We start from the raw sequence: 17,458 nt of genomic DNA on the forward strand, positions 1-17,458 counted from the left end.
AGATGGCGGGTTTTTTAGTTTCTGTCGGCCAGCAGCGCCGCAAGTGAATCCCGAATCTCCGGCCATTCATCGTCAATAATGCTAAATCTTACCGAATCACGCTTGCGGCCATCCGGCATGATTCGCTCGTGCCTGACTATCCCTTCCTGCTTCGCGCCTAATCTTAGAATAGCCCGGCGAGACTTTTCGTTAATCACATCCGTGGTGAACTGCACCCGAACACAATCCAGTGTCTCAAACGCATATTGCAGCATTAGAAATTTGGCTTCGGTATTGGCCCAGGTTCGCTGCCAGCGGGCGGCAAGCCACGTACTGCCGATTTCAAGCTTGCGGTTTTTCATATCTATTTTCCAAAACCGCGTGCAGCCAATCACGTGTCCAGACTCAATATCCGTCGTCACGAACGGCAAAATAGTTCCTGCCTGCCGCCCATTGAGCGCATGCTGGATGTAGTCGTTTACCGTCTGCGCGGACGGCACAACGGTAAACGGCAAATTCCACAGCTCACCGTCCGAGGCGGCCTCAACCAGCAACGGGGCATCGCTCAGCGCCAGGGGCCTGAGCTTGATACGCTGGCCGGTAAGTGTAGGAAAATCGCTCATGTAATTCCTGAAAAAGTTAGTTTTTAATGGTGATTAACCGGGCGGGCATAATCTGATTGCTGAACACGACGTCGCTTTCCTGGGCTCGCTGGAGAATACGCTGTGCCGCGCTGCGGCCAATTTCTCTCGCAGGCGTCGTCACCCACGTCATTGGCACGTCGTCCAGATCATCTTCTGTGACTTCGGCAAAGCCTGCCAGCGCGATGTGCCGGTCGTAATAACTGTCCACGCTGCCGCCGCCCATCTGCCAACCCGCGCGGGTCAGGCCGAACCACGCCCCCATCGCCACGGTGCTGTTGTGGCAAACCACGGCGCTGATGGTCGGGAAGTTGTGCAGCAGTTCGGTGATGGCATCCGCCGCCTGCTTCTGGCTCGGCTCGCACTCAAGGATCCAGTCGCTGTGGAAAGGCAGCCCATGCTGCATCAGGGTGGCGCAAAAGCCGCCCAGCCGCTCCGCGCGTGTTAACGACGAGCTACGCCCGCCCAGCCACGCAATACGCTGGTGCCCGCGCTTAATCAGATGCTCGGTCACCAGTTGCGCCGCCTGCATATTATCCGGACGGATGATATCAACCTCGTCCAGATAACTTGCTCGTGAGGCAAACACCAGCGGCACCTTATTCTGTACTGCCATATCCCGCAGATCCGCGCCCTGACCTGCCGCACCGGCAATAATAATGCCGTCCACGCCCTGGGCCACCAGCGTGTCGAAACAGCGCTGCATATGCTGCCCCTGGCTACCGCTCTGGGTGAGAAACAGAAGCTGGCCCTGTTGCTCCAGCGCTTCCGTTAACCCGGCGGTTAACTCCGCATAAAAAGGATTACAGAGGTCGCGGACAATCAGGCCAATCACCCCGCTCTGGCCACCGCGCAGCGAAGCGGCCTGGCGATTACGCACAAAGCCTAACTTTTCGATAGCCTCATTCACCCGCTGACCGGTGGCGGTGGAGATCCTCCCCTTACCGCTAAGCACCAGCGATACCGTGGTCACCGAGACACCTGCAGCCTCGGCAACCTCGTTGATAGTGATTCTTTTGGTCAGCGTCGACATCGTTAAGTCAGATCCTCCGTGAATCGATAAATATAAAGATAAAACGTTTTACTTATGCTGGCATATTCAACGTCATTATGCGCGGTAATTCTGCGATCGTCCTCACGATAAAATTGGGTAAAACGTTTTATCATTTTCAAACTTTACTTACACAACACTTCATTTTAACCGGGTCAAGGAGTCGTGATGGCGGCTAATACACCACAAAAAAAATCGCTTTGGGAGTTTTTCCAGAACCTCGGCAAAACTTTTATGTTGCCGGTGGCGCTGCTGTCGTTCTGCGGCATCATGCTGGGGATTGGCAGTTCGCTGAGCAGCCATGACGTTGTTACCGAGATCCCGTGGCTGGGCAACCCAGTCTTACAGCTGATCTTTACCTGGATGAGCAAAATGGGCTCATTCGCGTTCAGCTTCCTGCCAGTGATGTTCTGTATCGCCATCCCGCTGGGCCTGGCGCGTGAAAATAAAGGCGTGGCCGCCTTCGCCGGCTTTGTCGGCTATATGGTGATGAACCTCGCGGTTAACTTCTGGCTGACCGCCAAAGGCATCCTGCCAACGACCGATGCGGCAATCCTCAAAGCCAATAACATTCAAAGCGTGCTCGGCGTGCAGTCAATTGATACCGGTATTCTCGGCGCGGTCATTGCCGGGATTATCGTTTATCTGCTGCACGAGCGTTTTCACAATATCCGCCTGCCGGACGCATTAGCGTTCTTCGGCGGCACCCGCTTTGTGCCCATTATTACCACCCTGGTGATGGGCCTGGTTGGCCTGGTTATCCCGCTGATCTGGCCAATTTTTGCCGCCGGGATCAACGCCCTGGGCTACATGATCCACAGCGCAGGTATCTTTGGGCCAATGATCTTCGGTACCGGGGAACGTCTGCTGCTGCCGTTCGGCCTGCAGCATATTCTGGTGGCCCTGATTCGCTTCACCGAAGCGGGCGGCACCATGGACGTGTGCGGTCATACCGTCAGCGGCGCCCTGACTATCTTCCAGGCGCAGCTGAGCTGCCCGACCACCCACGGCTTCTCTGAAAGCGCAACGCAGTTCCTGTCTCAGGGTAAAATGCCGGCGTTCCTCGGCGGCCTGCCAGGTGCAGCGCTGGCGATGTACCACTGTGCTCGCCCGGAAAACCGCCATAAAATTAAAGGGCTGTTGATCTCCGGCGTGATTGCCTGCGTCGTGGGCGGCACCACCGAACCTATCGAGTTCCTGTTTCTGTTCGTCGCGCCGGTGCTGTACCTGATTCACGCCGTGCTGACCGGGATTGGCTTCACCATGATGTCCGTGCTGGGCGTGACTATCGGCAACACCGACGGCAACATTATCGACTTCTTCGTCTTCGGCGTGCTGCACGGCCTGTCCACCAAATGGTATATGGTCCCGGTTGTGGCCGCGGTATGGTTTGCTGGCTACTATGCCATCTTCCGCTTCGCCATTACCCGCTTCAATATCAAAACCCCAGGGCGTGATATTGAAACCACCACTGCAGAAAAACCGGTTGGCGGCCACACGGGCAAATCTGGCTACAACGTGCCAGCGATTCTGGCGGCGCTGGGCGGCAGCGATAACATTTCGACGCTGGATAACTGCATCACCCGCCTACGCCTGTCGGTTAAAGATATGTCGCTGGTGGATACCGCGGCGCTGAAGGCCAACCGCGCCATCGGCGTAGTGAAGCTCAACGAGCACAACCTGCAGGTGGTTATCGGGCCACAGGTTCAGTCGGTAAAAGATGAGATGGTCGGCCTGATGCGTACCGTCGAGGCTTAATTCACTCAGGAGCGCTTCGGCGCTCTTCATTATCATGCAAAGAGGGAAAGCGCGGTTTTCCCTCTTTGTGGTTAAAAGCTGTGAGGTTTTATGTTTGATTTTTCTGTTCCGGTAGACCGCCACGGCACCTGGTGCACCCAGTGGGATTATGTGGCCGACCGCTTCGGTGCCGCTGACCTGCTGCCCTTCACCATTTCCGATATGGACTTCCCTACCGCGCCCTGCATTCTTGCTGCCCTGCAAAAAAGATTGGCCCACGGCGTACTCGGCTACAGCCGCTGGAAGAACGACGATTTTCTCTCCGCCATCGCCCACTGGTACCTGCAGCGTTTCGGCAGCAGCATCGACCCGGAGAGCGTAGTCTACGGCCCTTCGGTGATTTACATGGTTTCGCAGCTTGTACGCCAGTGGTCGCAGCCGGGCGACGGCGTGCTGATTCATACCCCCGCGTACGATGCGTTCTACAAAGCAATTGAAGGCAACCAGCGTCAGGTTCTGAGCGCGCCGCTGCATAAAACAGCGGAAGGCTGGCACTGTGATATGACGGAGCTGGAAACCCTGCTCGCCCGGCCTGAATGTAAAATCATGCTGCTCTGCAGCCCGCATAACCCAACGGGCAAAGTCTGGACACGGGAAGAGCTGACCACCATGGCTGAACTCTGCGCACGCCACGGCGTGCAGGTTATCAGCGATGAGATTCATATGGATATGGTGTGGGGCAATAACCGTCACATTCCGTGGTGCGAAGTTGGCCTCGGCGGCTGGGCGCTGCTCACATCCGGCTCGAAAAGCTTCAACATCCCGGCACTTACCGGCGCTTACGGGCTGATTAATCATGCGGACGACCGCCAAAAATACCTGAACGTGCTCAAAGGGCAGGATGGCCTCTCCTCTCCGGCCGTGCTGGCGATTGTGGCTCATATTGCCGCCTACCGCGAGGGCCAACCCTGGCTTGACGCGCTGCGGGACTACCTGCAAGGCAATTTACAGTTCGTGGCCGACAGGCTGAACCAGGCGTTTCCTGAACTTAACTGGCAGCCACCGCAGTCCACTTACCTGGCATGGATTGATTTACGCCCGCTGGGGCTGGACGACAGAGCGCTGCAGCAAGTGCTTATTGAAGAGCAGAAAGTCGCCATCATGCCGGGCTACACCTACGGCCCTGAAGGCAACGGTTTTGTGCGCCTGAACGCCGGGTGCCCGCGCGTCAAACTTGAGGCTGGCGTTGAGCGGCTTATTGCCGGGATCCATTCGCTGTTATAGCCCGTAAAGGGGAGCCAGCTCCCCTTCCTCTCCTGCGGCATTCATCACTTCGTCATGTTTCCGACACCCAATCGACACACAATCTTCACTCGCTCCCCTTAAGCTCGTGACAATTAAGAACAGGAGCAAATCATGCACGTTTTTACCGGTGAAATTCCCTTCGGTCATGCCGTCCACACCTTCTCTGTAGCAGACAATGCCCCGGCGATTAGCCTGACCGGCACGACGCTGCGTACCGGACACCTCTACTGCTACCTTTACGACAGCCGCCGGCAGCTAAGAGCCTCGGTGATGCTGCAAAAACCGGAAAAGGTGCTGACAGTCTGCGCGGACTGGGCTTCCATCGGTGCTCTCCCCGGCGAACTCCCCGCCGGAGAATGGCAATTGCATATCTATAACGTCATCGGTGAAAGCCGTTCGCCGCAGCCCATGAGCTATCGGCTGGATGTGACTTTCGACGCACTGGCCGCCTCCGTTGATTTTGAAAAACAAGACGTTTTACGCCCGGATCACCAGGTCATTTTTGACTACCAGCGCATGCTCAGCGATCGTCCCGGCTGGTATCGCGGCGACCTGCACGGCCATACCACGCTGTCCGACGGCAACAACACGCTGCCTGAAGCGCTGGATATCATGGCTTCGCAGGGGCTGGATTTCTTCTTCCTGACCGAGCACAACTTGTCCCACGCCTGTCTCCCACGCCACGACAGCGTTTTGTTGCTGCCGAGCATTGAAGTCACCGCCGACAAAGGCCACCTGAACGTGCACGGCCCCGCCGGCACGCTGAATATGTTCCATGCGGATTACAGCAGCCGCGGTCTGCTCACTCAGGGTATTGCGCTCAAGCGGCCAGAAAGCGTACTGAGCGTAAACCACGCCATGCTGCACCCGTGGAGCTGGCTCTATAACGACATGCCGATGGCGGATATCGACGTACTGGAAGTGCTCAACGACCCAACCTGGAAAAACGCCACCACCGCGAACGAGCAGGTGGTCGAGATCTTCACCACGCTGTGGAACGCGGGGCACCGGATTTATGCCGTCGGCGGCAGCGACTGCCATATGCAGCCCCACGAGCGCTATCCGCAGGCGACAGAGCCGTCTATTTACGGCGACCCGGCAACCTGGGTTTATGCCGAGGCGCTCAGCGGAGAGGCCATTCTTGCCGCCATCAAAAGCGGGCATTGTTACTTTGAGCGCCGCTGCGGCCTGACGTTCAGCCTGAATGACGGCGCGCTGCTGCCGGGCGACGCTGCTGACGGCAAACAGATCGTATTGACTGTAGCGGTAAAAGATAGCGAACGGCGCTACACGCTCCAGGTCGTGTCGGAAGCGGGTATTCTGGCTGAATATCCCCTGGAAAACACGCCACAAGACATTCACGCAGATATGAAAAAACATGCGTGGATTCGCTGGGATATCCGCCGTGAGGACGGCACGCTGGAGGGCATGATCAACCCGGTTTACTGCGCTCAGCATCCGCTGTTTCTCTCGCCTGTCGGCGCCACCTGGGGCGAGGTGACCGGCCACCTTGAATTTCCCCGCAGCACCGATTCGGAGTGATTTTTAAGCACTTTCGTCTGGTTATCTTTTTGGTTTGTAAAATTTTGAAATTATTTAATGTGAATATTTAGTCGTTCTGCTTTGCATAAAACCGCTAAAAGCGACGAAAATGCTCCCTCATCATAGTCATAGAAGTTAAGACCCGGTGACGCCGCGCTTCCCGGGTCTTTTTGTTGTTGAGAGAGACAATATGAGTTTATCTTCCGGCCACGCCTCGCATCAGGCCATTCCTCCCGGCTCGGGCGCGTTGTTCTTTATTCAGATGTTCGCCACGCTGGGCTTTGCGGTGCTTTACTCCACGCTGGTGCTGTACGTCACCAAGCGACTGGGCTTTAGCGAAGGCCAGGCCGATGCCATGATGGGGATCTTCGGGGCATTCAACTACGGGCTGCACCTGTTTGGCGGCTGCCTCGGGGGCCGCTATCTGAGCAACCGGAACCTGTTTGTGCTGGGGATGCTGCTGCAGGTCGCGGGCTGTTATCTGATTGCCGACGCGGGCCTGACGGGCCTGTGGTGGGGGCTGGCGATGTTCCTGAGCGGCAGCGGGCTGAACGTCACCTGCCTGAACATGATGCTGACCCAGCGTTTTGCGCCGGACGACGATCGCCGTGAAGCCGCCTTCCTGTGGAACTACGCCGGGATGAACCTGGGCTTCTTTATCGGTTTTACCGTGGCGGGCTACTACCAGTTGACCGAAAGCTACCGGGCGCTGTTCCTGTTTGCCACCCTCGGAAACGTCGCCGCCGTAGTCATTACCCTGCTCCGCTGGCCGGTGCTGGCAGATATCAGCACGCCGCTGCAGCACATCAAGGGGAAAGGGTTTTATCTGCGCATGGCTTTTGGGCTGCTGATCCTGATTCTTCTGGTCCCTGTCCTGCGCCTACTGCTCGGCCATACCGAATTCAGCAGCACGTTTGTTATCGTGCTGGGGGCGCTGGTCTTCCTGGCACTGTGCGTCATGACCGCCCGCCACCCTCGCAAGCACGAGCGTCGCCGCATGGCAGCTTACCTGCTGCTGGCCGCCGGTTCGCTGGTGTTTTGGTCGCTGTACCAGCTGGCACCCATGGGGCTGACGCTGTTCGCCGAGCATAACGTCACCCTGAACGCTTTTGGCTGGGAAGTCTCTCCGCAGTGGCTGCAAAACATCAACACTGTCGTCATCGTGATCGGCGGCCCGCTGATGGCCTGGCTGTTCAAACGTCTGCGCGATCGCGGCGTGCGCATCGACATTCCCGCCCAGTTTGCCTCTTCATTGTTCTGTATGGGCATTGGCATGCTGGTGCTGCCGCTGGGTATCGCCATGGCAGGTGCGGACGGCATGGTGGCGCTGAAATGGATTGTGCTGAGCTACATTCTGCAAAGCATCGGCGAACTGCTGATTTCTCCGGTGGGCTACTCGATGATCGGCAAACTGGCCCCGGCCAACCTGCAGGGCCTGATGATGGGCTGCTGGATGATGGTCACGGGCGTGGCCTCCGTGCTGGCGGGCTATGTTTCCGGCCGCATGCCGCAAAACAGCGGCAGCACGCCGATACTGACCGACCCGGGCTACAGCAAAGTCTTTAGCCAGCTGGGCTGGGGCTCCGTTGCTACCGCCGTTATTTTACTGCTGCTGATTCCGCTGCTGCGCCGCCTGATCGAGCAAAAAAACACGGCTCAGGCCTGAGTCACAGGGCGCGGGGGAACCCGCGCTTTTTGTACTACCTTATATGGCGGTTGACGCCCTTCCCGGCAGGAACTAAAGTTAATCGCCCACTCTTTCTCCCCGAGGTTTGCAACGAAATGAACAACTAATGCGCTCCGCCTGACTTATGCCAGTGTGAATACGCATTGCTGTTTATTATTGCAGTTTCGGCTGCGGCTTATGCCGCACATCTCGCCGCTATTCCCTGGCTCTGCTTTTCACTCCCCAGAGGAAAATAAGATGCCTGATACATTTACCCACTCTTCCGACTTACTCGAGCACAACCGCGCCGCATGGGATGCCCTTGCCCTCCAGCAGTGCGAATGGTCCCGGCCTGTCGGTGCCGACATCATTGCACAAGCCCGCCGCGGCGAGTGGCAGATTCATTTAACGCCAGGCAAGCTCCCTGCCAGCTGGCTACCGAACGTGCAGGGAAAACGCATTCTCTGCCTGGCGTCTGCCGGGGGGCAGCAGGCACCGGTGCTCGCCGCCGCCGGGGCGGAAGTCACCGTATATGATTTATCGCAGGAGCAGCTCAATAAAGACCGCTTTGTTGCGCAACGGGACAATCTGAAGCTGACATTTGTCCAGGGCGATATGCGCGATCTGTCCCGTTTCGCGGATAAAAGCTTTGACTACATTATCCACCCGATATCTAACCAGTACGTGCCGGATATTCGCCCCATCTGGCACGGCTGTTACCGGATTTTAGCGAGCGGCGGAAAGCTGTTATCCAGCTTTTTTAATCCGGTTGTTTTCATCGGCGATCGTGCAGCCAACTATGCCGAACAAGGCGTTATCCGTCCAAGATTCAGCCTGCCCTATTCTGACGTCAATGATCTTACGGCCGACGAGCTGGCCGCGAAACAGGCTCGGGGAGAAGCGTTCGTCTTCGGCCATTCACTGGAAGAGCAGATCGGCGGACAGCTTGAGGCGGGTTTCGCACTGGCCGGTTTTTATGAAGATAAGCAGCCCAACCCGCGTTTCTTGATTGACCAGTTTATGCCGACGTTTATAGCTACCTGCGCGATTAAATATGGGTTGGCAGCCGTCAGTGAAACAGGCGAATAAAAAGATCTTTTTTATTTAAATATGCTTACAAACAACTTTTTATAAAACCCAAAAACAGCCAGCCCCTAAAGCTGGCTGTGCTAACATTTGCCGGCACAAGCCTTCTTTCCCCTGATGGAAACCAGCCAATGAACGAGATACTTTTTCGTAAAGCACAGCTTGCCGATGTTCCCGCCATTATCACGCTGTTAGCCGACGACATTCTGGGCCGCCTGAGAGAAGATCCCAGCCTTCCCTTAGATCAGCGCTACATTGAGGCTTTTCATACCATCGATGCCGACCCAAACCAGCTACTTGCCGTAGCCGTATCCGGAGATGAGGTCATCGGGACGTTACAGCTGACCTTTATTCAGGGCTTAGCGCGCAAAGGCGCGTGGCGCGGCCAGATTGAAGCGGTACGCATTGCGCGTTCACAGAGAGGGACGGGGTTTGGCAAACAGATGGTGGATTGGGCCGTCCAGCAGTGCAAAGAAAGAGGCTGTCACCTCGTACAGCTCACTACGGACAAAACACGGACGGATGCGCACCGCTTTTATGACAACCTTGGTTTTGAGGCCAGCCATCTTGGCTACAAGCTAACGCTGCAATAATTTTTCTCGGCAAAAGCGCGACAGGGACGTTTGCGCAACAAAATGCTGACAGCCGTAGCAATTTCCCCCCATTTCTTTTTATAATACGCCGCACTTTAATCAAAAAAAGAGTGCGACCATGATTGATACCACCCTGCCGTTAACCGATTTGCACCGCCACCTTGATGGCAATATTCGTGCGCAAACGATCCTCGATCTCGGCCGCCAGTTTAATTTATCTTTGCCTGCCAACACCCTCGAAACCCTGCGTCCACACGTTCAGGTCGTTGAGACTGCACCGGACCTGGTCAGTTTCCTGCAGAAACTGGACTGGGGCGTGAAAGTGCTGGGCGATCTCGAGGCCTGCCGCCGCGTCGCCTGGGAAAATATTGAAGATGCCGCTCGCAACGGCCTGCACTACGTGGAGCTGCGTTTCTCCCCAGGCTATATGGCGATGAGCCATAACCTGCCGGTGGCCGGCGTGGTTGAAGCCGTAATTGAAGGTGTACGCCAGGGTTGCCGCGACTTTGGCGTTGAAGCCCGCCTGATCGGCATTATGAGCCGAACCTTTGGTGAAGCCGCCTGTGAAGCGGAACTGAACGCCCTGCTCGCCCACCGCGACAGCATTACCGCGCTGGACTTAGCCGGAGACGAACTTGGCTTCCCGGGCAGCCTGTTCCTGAATCACTTTAATCGTGCGCGGGATGCTGGCTGGCGGATCACCGTGCATGCCGGCGAAGCTGCCGGGCCGGAGAGCATCTGGCAGGCTATCCGAGAGCTGGGCGCGGAGCGTATTGGCCACGGCGTAAAAGCAGTTGAAGATCCGGCGCTGATGGATTTCCTGGCGGAACATAAAATCGGGATTGAGTCCTGCCTGACGTCGAATATTCAGACCAGCACCGTTGCGGCCCTGGACAAACACCCGCTGATCGCCTTCCTCGATCGCGGCGTTTTGGCCACGATCAATACCGATGACCCGGCGGTTCAGGGCATCGATATTATTCATGAGTATAACGTCGCGGCACCTCAGGCCGGCCTCAGCGCGGCGCACATTCGCACCGCGCAGGAGAATGGACTGAAGATTGCGTTCCTGAGCGAAGCCGAAAAACAGGCGCTTATCGCTAAGGTTAAGGCGGCGTAAAAATACCGGCGGCTGGCGTCAGGACGCGGATTCCAGCTGCCGTTTTTGTTCGGCCGTTTTGCGGGCATAGCGCTGAGCCAGAACGGCGCAAACCATCAGTTGGATTTGGTGGAAAATCATCAGCGGCAGCACCATCATCCCCACCGCACTTGCCGGGAACAGCACATTGGCCATCGGCACGCCGTTGGCCAGACTTTTCTTCGACCCGCAAAACACGATAGTAATCTCGTCAGCCGTATTAAAGCCCAGCAGGCGCGCCGCCAGCGTATTCACCACCAGCACAATCGCCAGCAGCACCAGCGAGCAGGCCAGCACCATCAGCAGCGAGAAACCGTTGACCTGATGCCAAATGCCTTCGACTACCGCTTCGCTAAACGCCACATAGACGACCAGCAAAATGGACGATCGGTCGGTCAGGCCAATCAGCTTTTTATGACGATCCACCCATTTGCCAATCAGCGGCCGGGAAAGATGCCCGATAACAAACGGCACCATCAGCTGCATAATGATTTTGCCAATGGCATGCAGCGTGTCGGTTGCCCCTTCCTGAGTCTGCATCAGCGCCCCGACCAGAACGGGCGAGAGGAAGATCCCCAGGATGCTGGATGCAGAAGCGCTACACACCGCCGCCGCCACGTTACCCCCGGCAACCGAAGTAAAGGCGATGGCTGACTGCACCGTGGCGGGCAGCGCACAAAGATAGAGGAAGCCCATATACAGCGGCTGACTCAGAATAGCCGGAGAGAGAAAGCCCATCGCCAGCCCCAGCAGCGGGAACAGCGCAAAGGTACTGAGAAACACCACTAAATGAAGTTTCCAGTGCCCCATGCCCGCCACAATGGCATCGCGGGAGAGTTTTGCTCCATGCATAAAGAAGAGCAGCGCGATGGCAAACGTCGTCAGGTATTCAAACCCGGTTTTCACTATCCCCTCGCACGGGAACAGCGATGCCACGATCACCACGCCAATCATTATCAGTAAAAAATTATCAATTTTTAGTTTTTGTAGCCAACCCATCCTGTTCCTCTACCTGCCAGACATCATTTTGGCTGTTACTTTGCAACAAATCGGCCGCGCTGGCGAGTTAACAATTCTGCAAACTTCCAAAAAATGCACAGTGGGTTCATGTCGCTTTATCTTAAAGCGAAACGTCATCGATTAAGCGAAACTGAAACTAAAATATGAATACAGCACGGCTTAATTTTATAGCTATTTAAAGAAGACATTTCATCGTAAATCAAGGCAATTGTCATAAAATTTTTTTTACCTTTTGGTAAAAATATAACCTAATGATAATTAAAAATTTAATATCAGAACCATTCAATTTCAAAATGCAGAAATACGACAAAAATCTCATTTGGAAATTTAAATTCATATTATATGAGCCGTGATGTGGCAGTGATTCAAATACGCCATACACTTATTAATACGCCGTCCGGCGTGCTAATAGTGGAGTATTGCTATGCGCTCAAATAACTTTGGCCGCCTCAGCGCTATTGCGATGGCGGTACTTCTTGCCTTCTCCCTGTCGGCCTGTAGCGGCGGCGGCGGGAGTTCGCACAATACGGCGAAAACAGCCGGGTCTGCCGGCACCACGGGCACAGACACCGCAAGCAATGGCGGTAGCGGCTCGGGGAGTAGCGGTTCCGGTGGAGGAACCGGTTCGGATGGCAGTACTGGAACAGGTGCAGGTACTGGAACAGGTACTGGTACTGGTACTGGTACAGGTACTGGAACAGGTACTGGTACTGGTACAGGTACTGGAACAGGTGGCGGTTCGGGCGGAGGTGGAACCGGTGGCGGTACTGGTGGAGGCACAGGAGGCGGAACAACCGTCGCTAATAGTGCAGGTAATAACATTATCGGCGATGCCGGCGGCGTCGTAAGCGGCGTTGGCAGTACCGTCAGCGGCGTAGGTTCTCAGTTACCGGTGAATAATCCTGTCACCTCCACGGTTGCCGTGGCCGTGGACGGCACCGGCAGCGCCATTTCAACCGTCGGCAACGGCGTAGTGAATGGCCTTGGCAATGCTAACAATCCTAACGGGGTGGGCACCACCGTGACCGGTGCGACCAATGCCGTGTCTGGCCTTGGGACAACCGTTTCAGCACTCGGGACTAATCTCGCAAGCTCCACAGCCAATACGCCAGTCGGCGGGGTAACTGGTGCCGCAGGTGGACTGGTCAATACTGCGGGGCAAGTCGTGACCGGTACAGGGAATGCCCTGACTCAAACTGTACAAAGCCCTGGCGTGTCCAACCTGACAACTGGCGCTACGGGGCTGGTTAACACCACCCTTTCAGATACGCAGAAAGCCACTCAGGCCGTGGGCGGGGCTACCGGGCTGGGTACGCCAGTCAGTAACCTGCTGACCACCACAGGGGGAGCCGTCAGCGGTCTGGGGACCAATATAAGCGGCAGCAACCCTTCTCTCAGCGGCGTGGGGCAGGTTGTCCAGAATACCGGGCAGGTGGTGACTGACAGCGGAGCGCTGGTGAAACCAGTGCAAACCGGCAGCAGCTCAGGCTCCGTTTCAGCGGGGGCTTCTGGCTCGCTCGGCGTGGGGGGCAATGGCCTGGTGACCGGCCTTGGCACCACAGTGAGCGGCCTGACCTCTTCGCTAACCACCAATGTCAACGCCAGTGCGACAGGCAGTAGCACAAGTTCAGGCCAGCAAGTCGGGCTTACCGGCGCGGTCAGCGGTCTTTTGAAAACCAAATAGTGCTCACTATGGCACATGTGCTCCCGTGGTAACGGCGGGAGCACTTTTTTCACAGCATCTTTTTCGCTGCGCAGTTAAGGGAGATCACTATGGACACTCGTCTGGGTATCGTGTTGCTTTATGGCGCTACGCTGAGTATCAGCTATGCCGATATGTCCCCCACGCTTATCGACCCTAATAACCCCGCAAAAGCTGCTCGTTCTCTTGCCATACCTGCTGCCCCGCAAAAACAGCCAGAAGTAAAAACCTCGCTGCCGGTTCCGAAGTTAACCCCGCAGACGCCGATTACGGTGAAACATCTGCAGTTTATTGGCGGCACGCGCTATAAACTCGACTCGCTGGTTCAGCCGTTTATGCCGCTGGTCGGCAAAACAGTCCCGCTGGCCCAGTTGATAACGTTGACCAATAACATTACCCAGCGCTATCAGCAGGATGGCCTGCCGCTGTCCTACGCTTACCTGCCGAGCGACAATTTCCATGATGGCACGGTGCGTATTGTGCTGGTTGAAGGCTATATTGCGCACAGCAACATCAAAAGCGATAACGCTAATACGGGCGAACGCTTAAGCCGTTTGTCGGCGCTAATGATGAATGAAAAACCCCTCAGTCAGGCCACATTTGACCGCTACAGCCTGCTGATGCAGCGCACGCCGGCGACAAAAGTGGAGGCCAATGCCGCGCTACCTAACAACATTTATGGCGCGGCGGATATGAAAGTCGACGCCACGCAGCCGCATATCTGGGATATTTCCTCCACGATAGACACGCGCAAAGGCTCAAACTTGGCGCTGATTAACGGCACGCTCAGCAACCTCACCAGCCACGGCGATCAGCTGGGGCTTGCCACGCTGGTGCCGCTGGATAGCAGCACGAAAAAAACCTACTTTGGGGCCAACTATCAGCAATACCTCACCGATAACGGCCTGCTGATGCAGTTGAAAGGCAGCTTCTATCGTGAAAACCCCAGCGACTACACGCCGCTGCTTTATTTGCCGCAGAACATTTCTATCGACGCAAAGGAAAAAACCACCCAGTACACCGGGGGAATAGCCTTCAGCTACCCGCTGCTGCTTGAGCGCAAGAAGCAGTTTTCGGTCAGCGGCGGGCTGGATTATGTCGATAAGCGCGACGATTATGCGCTGCGCGCCAGCGGCTTCGGCAATACCATTGATTTGCCCGGCGTCAGCCAGCGCGCTCGCTACCCGGCGGCAGAGTTTTCGGCCTGGGGCTACCGCGAGTACGACACCGCCAACTGGAGCGCACGCCTGACCCTGCGCAAGGGTATTGATGCCTTTGGGGCCAGCGTCACGCCGGGATTAAACACTAATCTCAACTTTACGCGCTGGAAGGGCAACGTCGATGCCGCCTGGCTGGTCGCGCCTAAATGGCGATTGAGTACGTCGCTGGAGGGGGACTGGTCAAACAATAATTTGCCCGAAGCTGAGCGCGTAAGCTTCGGGGCGCAGCGTTTTGGCCGAGGATATCCTGACGGCGAGGCCAGCGGAGATTACGGCTACGGCGGGCAGGTTGAAATGCGCTATCTCCATAGTCTCGATCAGGGCGTGTGGATTAACACGGTGCAGCCCTATGTCGTGGCAGATACTGCCCAGACCTGGTTCAATCAGCCGGGCTTCCGTCATCAGCGTCTGGCCTCGATTGCAACCGGGGTAACGGTGGGCGACAGCCGCCACTATACTGTCTCCGTTGAGGCGGCGAGGCCACTGGCTGATTTACCCAGCGACAGCAGCCGCCGCGATGTCCGCTTCAGCCTGACCTTCACCTACAACTTTAACAATCTGCATTAACGGTTAACCCTCACCGGGCGCGGTGAGGGGCATTCTCAGACAAGGTTCAGCGTCGCGCGCTTTTTCGCGGACTCGATGCCCAGCTCAATCAGTTCCATGACCTGAATCGCCTGGGCTGCCGGGACAGGGTTCTCACCTTTACCGGCCAGAGCATCACGCACTCCCGCATAATAAGCCGGATAGTTACCCGGCACGGTCAGTAGCGTCTGCTCGTCCATTATCTCGCCCTGTGCCAGGGTCAGCACGCCGTCGCGCATGTCGTAACCCCAGTCTTCCTGTGGCAGTCGTTCGCCCGCTTTCAGGCGATCTTCCTGCGGATCAAGGCCGTATTTAATGTAGCTCCCACGCGTGCCGTGCACGATGTAACGCGCCGTTTCCGCCGCCGCCAGCAGCGTGCCATGCAGCACGACACGACGCTGCGGATAAGCCAGCACGGCGTGGAAGTAGTCGGTCGCCTGCGCCCCGGCGCGAAGCTGCGCGAGGTCCACGGTCAGGCTGACTGGCAGCCCAAACAGAGTGATGGCCTGATCAAGCAGATGCGGCCCAAGATCGTACCAAATACCGCTGCCGACGCCCGCCTGTTCACGCCAGCGGTTACGTACCTGCGGGCGGTAGCGGTCAAAGTGGGATTCAAAATAGGCCACTTCGCCGAGCGTCCCTTCCGCCAGCAAATTTTTCACCGTCAGGAAGTCGCTATCCCAACGGCGGTTGTGGAACACGGACAGCAGCAGGCCGAGCTTTTTAGCCAGCGCATCCAGCTCCCGCGCCTGGGATAGCGTGACGGTGAAAGGCTTATCAACGACGACATGTTTTCCGGCTTCCAGCGCAGCTTTAGCCAGCGGGAAGTGGGTGTCATTCGGGGTAGGAATGACAATCAGATCGATGGCGGGATCTTTAAACAGGTGCTGAGGATCGGACACGACCGTCATCCCCGGCCAGTCAGCGTGCACTTTTTCAGCATCGCTACTGGAAACTGCGGCGAGGATCATTCCTGGCGTACCGGAAATCAGCGGTGCATGAAAAGTCTTGCTGGCATAACCGTAACCGATAAGCCCGACGCGGATGGTATCACTCATGTGTTTTCCTCTCTTTAATGAACTCCGGCATTTCACCTTATCCCCCGGTGGACGACAACAGCAAGTTTCTGGATTGCGCATTGCTCAGGCATAAGACCGCCATTATTGCTAATCATCCAGACAGTTATTATGGCTTTAAATAACTGTCTTCATTTAGCCCGAACGGCCAGGGTAAATTAAAATTAAGAAGATTTTTATGTAGTCCAGGACGCGATATTCCTGGATCTTGCAAAGAAAACTCCTAATTGTTCCGTTGAGTAATAATAGCGCTAAGTCGCGACCGAGTTTGCGATTATCATCGCCTCTCAATCCGCCGACCGTGATTAATTGATACCCGCCATGGAAAATGCAACACCTCTCAGTGCCCTGGACTACCTGATGAAATTCCGCAAAATAAGCTCGCAGGAAAATCTGGAAAAGCTTTTTGATCACTTGAATTACACCCTGACCGACAGCCAGGAAATCATGAATATGTACCGCGCGGCCGATCACCGCAGGGCCGAACTGGCCTCCGGCGGACGTCTTTTTGACCTTGGATGTGTGCCGAAAACGGTCTGGCGTTACGTTGTATAGCCGCTGCCGGTAGCATTAGCGGCAAAATCCCTTATAATCCCCCCGCTTTATTCACCTTATTTAAAATCGGGAGGACACATGACGACGCCCCAACCCCCGCGCATTGCCGGCTGGCTCCTTGCCCCTTTGGCCTGGCTGCTGATGTCGTTGCTTAGCAGCTCGGTGGCGCTGTTAAGTTTCCTGATGATGATTCTGTCCCCGGCAGCCCGCGAGGCGCTGGGCAGCGCAGACGCAAAAACAACGCTGTTGTTCAGCCTGTCCGTCGCCTGTGCGATGGCAATGTGGGCCTATACCCTCTGGCTGACTATCGCGTTCTTTAAACGCCGCCAGAATGTGGTCCGTCATTATATTTTGTGGCTGCTGCTCACCGTGCTGCTGGCGATTAAATCCTTCGCATTTTCGCCGGTCAGCGACAAGGTCGCGGTTCAACTGCTGCTGCCTTCTCTGCTTGCAGCGGCATTACTGGTGCCTTATTTGAAGCGTTCGAAGCGAGTGAAGCAGACCTTCATTAACCCGTAATAACCCTATAGATAGCCCGTTGTCGCCGCCCGCCGATTCGTCG

At 56.2% G+C, this 17,458-nt stretch carries 16 protein-coding genes; 12 read left to right on the top strand and 4 right to left on the bottom strand.

Features of this window, described 5'->3' with window-relative positions; translation table 11 throughout:
* Window positions 1–14 precede the first annotated feature (14 nt).
* Entirely contained in the window at window positions 15–602 is a 588-nt protein-coding gene (locus A936_RS07840; RefSeq protein ID WP_008456396.1) for a GNAT family N-acetyltransferase, read from the bottom strand.
* A gap of 16 nt (window positions 603–618) precedes the next feature.
* Window positions 619–1,653, bottom strand: a complete 1,035-nt coding sequence (locus A936_RS07845) for a Mal regulon transcriptional regulator MalI (protein WP_008456398.1) — start codon at window positions 1,651–1,653, stop codon at window positions 619–621.
* Window positions 1,654–1,839: 186 nt separating this feature from the next.
* On the opposite strand from A936_RS07845, the gene malX reads away from it, so the two are divergent.
* The 7 genes from malX (at window position 1,840) to add (ending at window position 10,720) form a co-directional block, all read left to right on the top strand.
* On the top strand, window positions 1,840–3,429 hold the full coding sequence (malX, locus tag A936_RS07850; RefSeq protein ID WP_008456400.1) for a maltose/glucose-specific PTS transporter subunit IIBC: 1,590 nt from the start codon (window positions 1,840–1,842) through the stop codon (window positions 3,427–3,429).
* Between the two features lie 90 nt (window positions 3,430–3,519).
* Window positions 3,520–4,692 (top strand): MalY/PatB family protein, encoded by a 1,173-nt coding sequence (locus A936_RS07855; RefSeq protein WP_008456402.1) that lies wholly within the window; start codon window positions 3,520–3,522, stop codon window positions 4,690–4,692.
* Between the two features lie 132 nt (window positions 4,693–4,824).
* On the top strand, window positions 4,825–6,255 hold the full coding sequence (locus A936_RS07860) for a CehA/McbA family metallohydrolase (RefSeq protein WP_008456403.1): 1,431 nt from the start codon (window positions 4,825–4,827) through the stop codon (window positions 6,253–6,255).
* Window positions 6,256–6,445: 190 nt separating this feature from the next.
* Window positions 6,446–7,921 (top strand): peptide MFS transporter, encoded by a 1,476-nt coding sequence (locus tag A936_RS07865; protein WP_008456405.1) that lies wholly within the window; start codon window positions 6,446–6,448, stop codon window positions 7,919–7,921.
* Window positions 7,922–8,179: 258 nt separating this feature from the next.
* Entirely contained in the window at window positions 8,180–9,010 is an 831-nt protein-coding gene (locus tag A936_RS07870) for a class I SAM-dependent methyltransferase (RefSeq protein ID WP_008456407.1), read from the top strand.
* A 128-nt stretch (window positions 9,011–9,138) separates the two neighbouring features.
* On the top strand, window positions 9,139–9,600 hold the full coding sequence (locus A936_RS07875) for a GNAT family N-acetyltransferase (protein WP_008456409.1): 462 nt from the start codon (window positions 9,139–9,141) through the stop codon (window positions 9,598–9,600).
* Window positions 9,601–9,718: 118 nt separating this feature from the next.
* Window positions 9,719–10,720 (top strand): adenosine deaminase, encoded by a 1,002-nt coding sequence (gene add / locus A936_RS07880; RefSeq protein ID WP_008456411.1) that lies wholly within the window; start codon window positions 9,719–9,721, stop codon window positions 10,718–10,720.
* A gap of 18 nt (window positions 10,721–10,738) precedes the next feature.
* Here add and A936_RS07885 read toward each other — a convergent pair whose 3' ends face one another.
* Complete coding sequence (locus A936_RS07885; RefSeq protein WP_008456412.1) at window positions 10,739–11,737, bottom strand: bile acid:sodium symporter family protein; 999 nt, start codon at window positions 11,735–11,737, stop codon at window positions 10,739–10,741.
* A 650-nt stretch (window positions 11,738–12,387) separates the two neighbouring features.
* Here A936_RS07885 and A936_RS23585 point away from each other — a divergent pair.
* The 3 genes from A936_RS23585 to A936_RS07895 all read left to right on the top strand — a co-directional run bounded on the left by A936_RS23585 (window position 12,388) and on the right by A936_RS07895 (window position 15,247).
* Window positions 12,388–12,606 (top strand): hypothetical protein, encoded by a 219-nt coding sequence (locus A936_RS23585; protein WP_008456414.1) that lies wholly within the window; start codon window positions 12,388–12,390, stop codon window positions 12,604–12,606.
* Between the two features lie 44 nt (window positions 12,607–12,650).
* Window positions 12,651–13,442, top strand: coding sequence for a collagen-like triple helix repeat-containing protein (locus A936_RS22690; protein WP_008456416.1), 792 nt, complete (start codon window positions 12,651–12,653; stop codon window positions 13,440–13,442).
* A gap of 89 nt (window positions 13,443–13,531) precedes the next feature.
* Window positions 13,532–15,247 carry a ShlB/FhaC/HecB family hemolysin secretion/activation protein gene (locus tag A936_RS07895; protein WP_008456418.1) on the top strand — a complete coding sequence of 572 codons (1,716 nt, stop codon included), beginning with the start codon at window positions 13,532–13,534 and terminating at the stop codon, window positions 15,245–15,247.
* Window positions 15,248–15,282: 35 nt separating this feature from the next.
* Here A936_RS07895 and A936_RS07900 read toward each other — a convergent pair whose 3' ends face one another.
* Window positions 15,283–16,323: an oxidoreductase gene (locus A936_RS07900; protein WP_008456419.1), complete on the bottom strand. Its 1,041-nt coding sequence runs from the start codon at window positions 16,321–16,323 to the stop codon at window positions 15,283–15,285.
* Window positions 16,324–16,662: 339 nt separating this feature from the next.
* On the opposite strand from A936_RS07900, the gene ydgT reads away from it, so the two are divergent.
* Both ydgT and A936_RS07910 read left to right on the top strand, forming a co-directional pair.
* Window positions 16,663–16,896, top strand: a complete 234-nt coding sequence (gene ydgT, locus A936_RS07905; RefSeq protein ID WP_008456420.1) for a transcription modulator YdgT — start codon at window positions 16,663–16,665, stop codon at window positions 16,894–16,896.
* 78 nt (window positions 16,897–16,974) lie between these two features.
* Window positions 16,975–17,415 (top strand): DUF2569 family protein, encoded by a 441-nt coding sequence (locus A936_RS07910; protein WP_008456421.1) that lies wholly within the window; start codon window positions 16,975–16,977, stop codon window positions 17,413–17,415.
* Window positions 17,416–17,458: the final 43 nt, after the last annotated feature.

Source organism: Enterobacter sp. Ag1 (assembly GCA_000277545.1).
Lineage (GTDB): Bacteria > Pseudomonadota > Gammaproteobacteria > Enterobacterales > Enterobacteriaceae > Cedecea.